The 6317-nt window shown below is 69.1% G+C and carries 7 protein-coding genes and 2 pseudogenes; 2 read left to right on the top strand and 7 right to left on the bottom strand.

Translation table 11 applies throughout. The features are described from left to right. On the bottom strand, nt 1–260 hold a 260-nt coding region (locus AC3WLN_RS23380; protein WP_492485294.1), incomplete at its 3' end, for a 2Fe-2S iron-sulfur cluster-binding protein. Nucleotides 261–467: 207 nt separating this feature from the next. On the opposite strand from AC3WLN_RS23380, the gene AC3WLN_RS23375 reads away from it, so the two are divergent. Continuing rightward, nucleotides 468–1361 (top strand): LysR family transcriptional regulator, encoded by an 894-nt coding sequence (locus AC3WLN_RS23375; protein WP_492485292.1) that lies wholly within the window; start codon nt 468–470, stop codon nt 1359–1361. A gap of 105 nt (nt 1362–1466) precedes the next feature. On the opposite strand, the gene AC3WLN_RS23370 is transcribed toward AC3WLN_RS23375, so the two are convergent. From AC3WLN_RS23370 to AC3WLN_RS23350, 5 genes and pseudogenes are all read right to left on the bottom strand, one after another. Next, the gene (locus AC3WLN_RS23370; protein ID WP_492485290.1) at nt 1467–1904 is read right to left on the bottom strand and encodes an MFS transporter; all 438 of its coding nucleotides are present in this window, start codon (nt 1902–1904) and stop codon (nt 1467–1469) included. 56 nt (nt 1905–1960) lie between these two features. Continuing rightward, nucleotides 1961–2650 carry a carboxymuconolactone decarboxylase family protein gene (locus tag AC3WLN_RS23365; RefSeq protein WP_492485298.1) on the bottom strand — a complete coding sequence of 230 codons (690 nt, stop codon included), beginning with the start codon at nt 2648–2650 and terminating at the stop codon, nt 1961–1963. 180 nt (nt 2651–2830) lie between these two features. Then, nucleotides 2831–3592 carry a glucose 1-dehydrogenase gene (locus tag AC3WLN_RS23360; RefSeq protein ID WP_492485296.1) on the bottom strand — a complete coding sequence of 254 codons (762 nt, stop codon included), beginning with the start codon at nt 3590–3592 and terminating at the stop codon, nt 2831–2833. A gap of 42 nt (nt 3593–3634) precedes the next feature. Beyond that, nucleotides 3635–4024: pseudogene (locus AC3WLN_RS23355) on the bottom strand ((R)-mandelonitrile lyase); the annotation flags it as partial. A gap of 62 nt (nt 4025–4086) precedes the next feature. After that, complete coding sequence (locus tag AC3WLN_RS23350) at nt 4087–4494, bottom strand: (R)-mandelonitrile lyase (protein WP_492485288.1); 408 nt, start codon at nt 4492–4494, stop codon at nt 4087–4089. A 132-nt stretch (nt 4495–4626) separates the two neighbouring features. Here AC3WLN_RS23350 and AC3WLN_RS23345 point away from each other — a divergent pair, with 132 nt between their 5' ends. Continuing rightward, complete coding sequence (locus AC3WLN_RS23345) at nt 4627–5520, top strand: LysR family transcriptional regulator (RefSeq protein WP_492485286.1); 894 nt, start codon at nt 4627–4629, stop codon at nt 5518–5520. Nucleotides 5521–5777: 257 nt separating this feature from the next. Here AC3WLN_RS23345 and AC3WLN_RS23340 read toward each other — a convergent pair. Next, a pseudogene (locus tag AC3WLN_RS23340) lies at nt 5778–6233 on the bottom strand (IS5 family transposase); the annotation flags it as partial. Nucleotides 6234–6317: the final 84 nt, after the last annotated feature.

The following is a 6317-nucleotide window of genomic DNA, read 5'->3' as shown; positions in this document are numbered from 1 at the left end:
GAATTGATGCGCCGGCCGTCGACGATCATGGTGCAGGCGCCGCACTGCCCGTGGTCGCAGCCCTTCTTCGAACCGGTCAGGTGCAGGTGCTCGCGGGCGGCATCGAGCAGGCTGGTGCGGGTGTCGAGCTCGAGCTCGCGCGGCTGGCCGTTCACCGTTAAGGCAACCTTGGCCATGACCGGCTGGCCCGAGCCCTTCGCCGCGGCGGATGCCGTGGCCGGCAGGGCTGCCGCCGCCGCACAGGCCGACGTCGCCACCATCAAGTCCCTCCGGGTCAATTCCGCCTCTGCTGGTCCGTGCATCTCGTTCTCCGAAGCGTTCGGCGGCCGAGGCAGTGAACGCAAGGTCGGTCCCTTGTGGAGCGTCGCCGCGAAACACCCAGCCGATCATTCGAGCGGAAACTAATGCCTGGGCTGGGTGACGATTAGCGGCTAGGATGCGCATAGGGTTATGAGCTGAGGATATGAATGGCCCGCGAGAACCTGAACGACCTGGCCGCCTTCGCGACCGTCGCCCAGGAGCGGAGTTTCACGCGCGCCGCGGCCAAACTCGGCGTCACGCAGTCGGCCCTCAGCCACGGCATGAACGGGTTGGAGGCGCGGCTGGGCGTTCGCCTCCTGAACCGGAACACCCGCAGCGTCGCGCCGACGGAAGCGGGTGAGCGACTGCTGCGCATCCTGGCGCCCCAGTTCGCGGGCATCGAGGCCGACCTCGCCGCACTGACCGCGTTGCGCGCCAAGCCGGCGGGCATGATCCGCATCACGTCGGGCGAGCACGCGGCCGCCACGGTCCTATGGCCAGCCATCCGTGGGATGGTCGCGGATTACCCGGACATTAAGGTCGAGGTCGTCACCGAGAATGGGCTGACCGACATCGTCGCCGGTCGCTTCGACGCCGGCGTCCGGATGGGCGAGCAGGTCGAGCGAGACATGGTCGCGGTGCGCATCGGACCGGAGCTGCGCATGGCGGTGGTCGCCACACCGGGATACTTCTCCCGGCATCGACGGCCCCGCACACCGCAGGACCTCACCACGCACGCCTGCATCAACATCCACCTGGCCTCCTACGGCGCGTTCTACGCCTGGGAGTTCGAGAAGGACGGGCGCGAATACCGGGTGCGCGTCGAGGGGCCGCTCGCCTTCAGCAGCGTCGGCCTCGTCAGGGAGGCGGCGCTCGCGGGTGTCGGGCTCGCCTGCATGCCGGAGGATCTCGTGCTGGCCGACATCGCCGAGGGCCGCCTCGTCCGGGTGCTCGCGGATTGGTGCCCTCCCTTCCCGGGATACCACCTCTACTATCCGAGCCGCCGCCAACAAGCCCCGGCCTTCACGGTCCTGATCGAGGCACTGCGCCACCGGGGCTGACGACCACCGGTCCTGCGCAGCCCGGGTCGGGTGGCGGCGAGGGTCGAGCGACCGGCAGCCCTTCCAGGTGCGCGGCGTAGGCGGCAGGGTCGATCTCCAGCTCGGCTAGGCGATGACCTTCCCGGTGTTCCGCGCGCCGGCACGGGCGAGCCCCCAGGTCGTCGCCCCCGTGATGATGAAGCTCTCCGCCCCGCCGAGCAGCCCGCGTCCGGCCAGCAGGACCGCGACCGAGACCCCCGGCGCGCCATGAAAGGCGAGCGAGAGCAGGTAGAGCCCCCCGGCAGCCGTGGCCGCGACGAGGCCGGCCAGCACGGCGCGCTTGGGGCCTTGCGCATCCGCGGTGCGGCCGGCCCACGCGCGCGCGACGAGGGCGGCGGCGAAATGGCTGCCGGTCACCAACCCGACCATCAACGGCCCGAAGCGGAGGCCGTCATGGACGTGCAGGGGCAGCACCGGCATCGCGCCGCCGATGACCAGGAAGGCCACAAACACCACACCCAGGATCGGCAGGAGTGCCGACAGGACCCGGGGACGGTCCCTCATTGCCGGGCCCGTGACCTCGGCGGGCATCGCTCGGGTCGTCATGGCAGGCCGGCGACTTACTTGGCGCGCTCATCGAACACGCCCTTGGCGACCGGCACGGCCGAGAACGCGTTCGGCCACCCGGCGTAGTAGGCGACGTGCGAGATCACCTCCTGCGCCTCCTCCTTGGTCAGCCCGTTATCCATCGCCCGGTTGAGATGGTAGGGGATCTGCGCAACCTGACCGGCCGCGATCAGGGCGCTCACCGTCACCAGGCTGCGGTCGCGCGGCGCCAGGCCCGGCCGGAGCCACAGGTCCTTGAACAGGATGTCGCCGGTGTCCTTCACCAGCCCCGGCGAGACCGGGCCAGCGTTGTCCTGTACTCGTGTCGCGCGCTGCGCCTCGGCCTTCTCGTCGAGCGGCATGAGCGGAAGCGAGGCCGGCGGGAGCTGGTCGGCTTTGATCCCGCGCTGGGCGAAGACGTCCTTGGCCGGTCCGATGGCCGCGAAGGCATTGGCCCAGCCCGCGTAGAACGCGAGATGCGTGATGAGTTCGGAGATCTCGGCTGGCTTCACGCCGTTATCCAGTGCCCGACTGATGTAGTAGTGCAGTGGCAGGCTCTGGTTCCGGGCGATCAGCACGGCCAGGGACACGACGCTGCGGTCCCGGCGCGACAAGCCCGGCCGGTTCCAGACGTCGCCGTACAAGGTATCCTGCGTGTAGCGCTCCAGGGCAGGCGCGACGCTGCGAACGTCCTCCGGAGACAGCCTGCGTAGCGCGACGTCGGGCTACTGCGCCTCGGCGGAGGCACCCGCCATCAGGGCGAAGGACGCGAAGGTGGCGGCGAGGTTCTTCATCTCCGGCTCCAGTCGTGAGGTGTCGACCGACGGCCGGTTGGTGCCGTCCGGTCTGTTCGGCTTGAGCAGCCGGACGGGTTCGGGAAGGCTTCAGTGGGCGGTGTAGCCGCCATCGACCGGCAGGGCGGCGCCGAGGATGAAGCTCGCGGCGTCGCTGCAGAGGAAGAGCACCGCCGCGGCGACCTCCTCGGGCCGGCCGAGCCGCTTGTTGGGCTGCTTGCCCATGATCACGTCCATGGCCTCGGGCTGCTCCTTGAGCATCCTGGCCACCATCGGCGTGTCGATGGTCCCCGGGCAGACCGCGTTGAGGCGGATGCCGCGGGCCGCGTTCTCCAGGGCCGCGCTCTGGGTCAGGCCGATCACGCCGTACTTGGTGGCGTGGTAGGCGGCGAGGCCCGGGTTGCCGATCAGCCCGCCGATGGACGAGCAGTTTACGATGGCGCCGGTGCCCTGGCGCTGCATTTGCCGCAACTCGGCCTGCATGCAGTTCCAGACGCCGCGCAGGTTGATCGCCATCACCCGATCGTAGTCGGCGTCGGGCACGTCGACGACGTCGTTTGCCGGGATCTGGATGCCTGCGTTGTTGAAGGCCGCGTCGAGCCGACCGAAGGTGTCGACCGTGCGCTGGACCATGGCGGTAGCTTCGGCCCCGTTGGCGACGTCGCAGCGCACGCCGATCACCTTGTGGCCCGCGGCCTCCACTTCGGCGACGGACTTGCCGAGGGCGTCCTCGTCGTGGTCGGCCAGGACCACCGCCGCGCCCGCCTCGGCGAACGCCTTGGCCGTCGCGAATCCTATGCCCATTGCGGCACCCGTCACGAGCGCGACCTTGTTCTCGAACGAAAGTAACATCGTCATCCCGATCCAGTTGGGACGAGAGGTGGCCGCGTAGTCGCGGTACTGCTCGTCGCTGACCTTCTCCATCCACTCGACGTTCTTGCCGTCGACGCTCTCCTGGATGGCGGTGTGGCTCATGCCGGTGGTGGCGGTGGCGCCGTGCCAGTGCTTCACGCCAGGGGGCGTCCAGACCACGTCGCCTGGCTTGATCTCGCGCTTCGGGCCGTTCCACTCCTGAACCCATCCGGTGCCGGAGGTGACGATCAGCACCTGGCCTGCCGGGTGGGTGTGCCAGGCGGAGCGCGCGCCGGGCTCGAAGGTGACGTGCCCGGCGGAGAGGCGGCTCTGGCCGGGAGCCCCGAACTGCGGGTCCACACGGACCGCGCCGGTGAAGTTCGCTTCCGGACCCTTCGCGGAAGGCCGGGAGCCGTTCGGGAAGACCTGCATGCCCTCCGCCGAGGCGGGTCCGGCGACGACGGTGATGGCCAGCGTCGTGGCGGCGAGGCGCATCACGGCTGTGCTCCCGAGCCGTACTGGTCGTCGGCGACGTGTTCCATCCAGTCGACGTTCCGGCCGTCGAGCGTCTCCTGGACCGCGATGTGGCTCATCGCGGTGGTCGGTCCGGCCCCGTGCCAGTGCCTCTCGCCCGCCGGGAACCAGACCACGTCGCCGGGCCGGATCTCCTCGACGGGGCCGCCCTCGCGCTGGACGAGGCCGCAGCCGGCGCTGACGATCAGCGTCTGGCCGAGCGGGTGCGTGTGCCAAGCCGTCCGGGCGCCGGGCTCGAACGTGACGAGGGCGCCGCTCGCCCGGGCCGGCTCGGGCGGACTGAACAGCGGATCGACGCGGACGGTGCCGGTGAACCAGTCCTCAGGGCCCTTGCCCGAAGGCCGCGATCCGACGCGCTTGATCTCCACGGTGACGCTCCTCGGCGCTGGGTAGCCCCGTCACGTGCGAATGCGGGGGAATGCTCGGGGTGGAAGCTATCCCTCGGAACCCGACCCGATTAGACGCTGAAATACTCTTGGGCTTATGAGCGGGTGATATGAATGGTGCGCGAGAGCCTGAACGACCTGCTCGCCTTCGTCGCCGTCGCCCGCGAACGCAGCTTCACCCGTGCCGCCGCCCAGCTCGGGGTCTCGCAGCCGGCCCTCAGCAAGACGATCCGGGAACTGGAGGCGCGGCTGGGCCTGCGCCTCCTGTCACGGACCACCAGAAGCGTCGCGCCGACCGAGGCGGGCGAGCGCCTGCTGCATTCGCTCGGGCCTCGATTCGAGGAAATCGAGGCGGGGCTCGCCAGCCTGGCGGAGATTCGCGGCAAGCCGGCCGGCACCGTTCGGATCACCGTCGACGAGCACGCGGCGACCACGGTGCTCTGGCCGGCCCTGAGGCGCGTCCTGCCGGACCATCCGGACATCAGGGTGGAGGTGGTCGTCAGCAGCGTCCTGACCGACATCGTCGCCGAGCGCTTCGATGCCGGCGTGCGCTGGGGCGGCATCGTGTCCAAGGACATGAACGCGGTCCGGATTGGGCCGGACATGCGCATGGCCGCCGTCGCGGCCCCCGCCTACTTCGCGAAGAGGCCCAAGCCGGATCGGCCAGAGGACCTTACCGCCCATGCCTGCATCAACCTGCGCCTGCCGACCCACGGCGAACTCTACGCATGGGAATTCGAGAAGGACGGGCGCGAATTGCGCGTGCGGGTCGAGGGTCAGGTGGTGTTCAACACCGAGGCGCTGCTTCTTCAGGCCACGCTGGATGGCTTCGGGATCGCGTACCTGTTCGAGGACAGGGTGCGGGGGCACCTGGAGGCCGGGACGCTCGTCCGGGTGCTGGAGGATTGGTGCGAGCCGTTCCCCGGCTATCATCTCTACTACCCGAGCCGCCGCGAGCCGGAACCGGCGCTGGCCGTGCTGGTCGAGACACTGCGCTACTGCGGCTGAGGTCGCTACCAGGCCGCTCGCCCTCCCACGGCGACGAGCGGGTCTCACCGTCCGGAGCGGTGCCTATCCTGCTTGGCTGCGGCAGAGCGTCGACTTCCTCCGTCTCGTCCCCGGCCTCGGACGCCGCTGCGTCGTCCTGTTCAGTCTTCTTGCGGACGATGTGACTGGATAAAAACGTGAAAGATTTGCCTTGGCGTAACAGCATCAGAAATACTTCGGATGATTGTTCGTCGACGATCTCGAGAGACTTAGAGCGCCTAACAAAACCGTTTGAGCTGGTTGAGGGTGATAAGGCTGGCTGCAAGTCTGGTGAAGGCCTCGTAGATGTCTGCACGTCGCTCGTAGCGGACGGGCAGGCGGCGGAAGCGGTTGAACCACGCGTGGGTACGCTCAACGACCCAACGATGCCGACCGAGTTTCTCGCTGCTTTCGATACCCTTCCGCGCGGTGGGCGGGACGATCCCCCGCGCCCGGCATTCGTGCCGCCGGGGTCTGGCATCGTAGGCCTTGTCGGCGTGCAGCTTATCCGGACGGCGTCGAGGTCGTCCGCGCCGACCCCTCCGCAGAGGCGGAATGGCATCGAGGGTGGCCGCCATCATGACGCTGTCGTGCCGGTTGGCCCCGCTCAAACAGAAGCCGAGCGGCGTGCCGCGCGCATCGGTGACGAGAGGGCGCTGTGTGCCCGGCTTGCCCCGGTCCGTCGGGTTCGGGCCGGGCTAGCTGTACGGTCCCGGGATGAGGTGTGCCGGATTGCCCCTGAAGGGTTCGGGTTCTTTGGTCCAAGCTTGGCAGATGCG

Source organism: Methylobacterium sp. FW306-05-D (genome assembly GCF_058782155.1).
The sequence above is the reverse complement of the archived record's forward strand: the minus strand, read 5'-3'. Positions and strand labels throughout refer to the sequence as shown.

Coding starts and splice junctions, on each gene's coding strand:
- AC3WLN_RS23375 (WP_492485292.1), top strand. CDS start 468: ATGGCCCGCGAGAACCTGAACGACCTGGCCGCCTTCGCGACCGTCGCC.
- AC3WLN_RS23370 (WP_492485290.1), bottom strand. CDS start 1,904: ATGAGGGACCGTCCCCGGGTCCTGTCGGCACTCCTGCCGATCCTGGGT.
- AC3WLN_RS23360 (WP_492485296.1), bottom strand. CDS start 3,592: ATGTTACTTTCGTTCGAGAACAAGGTCGCGCTCGTGACGGGTGCCGCA.
- AC3WLN_RS23345 (WP_492485286.1), top strand. CDS start 4,627: ATGGTGCGCGAGAGCCTGAACGACCTGCTCGCCTTCGTCGCCGTCGCC.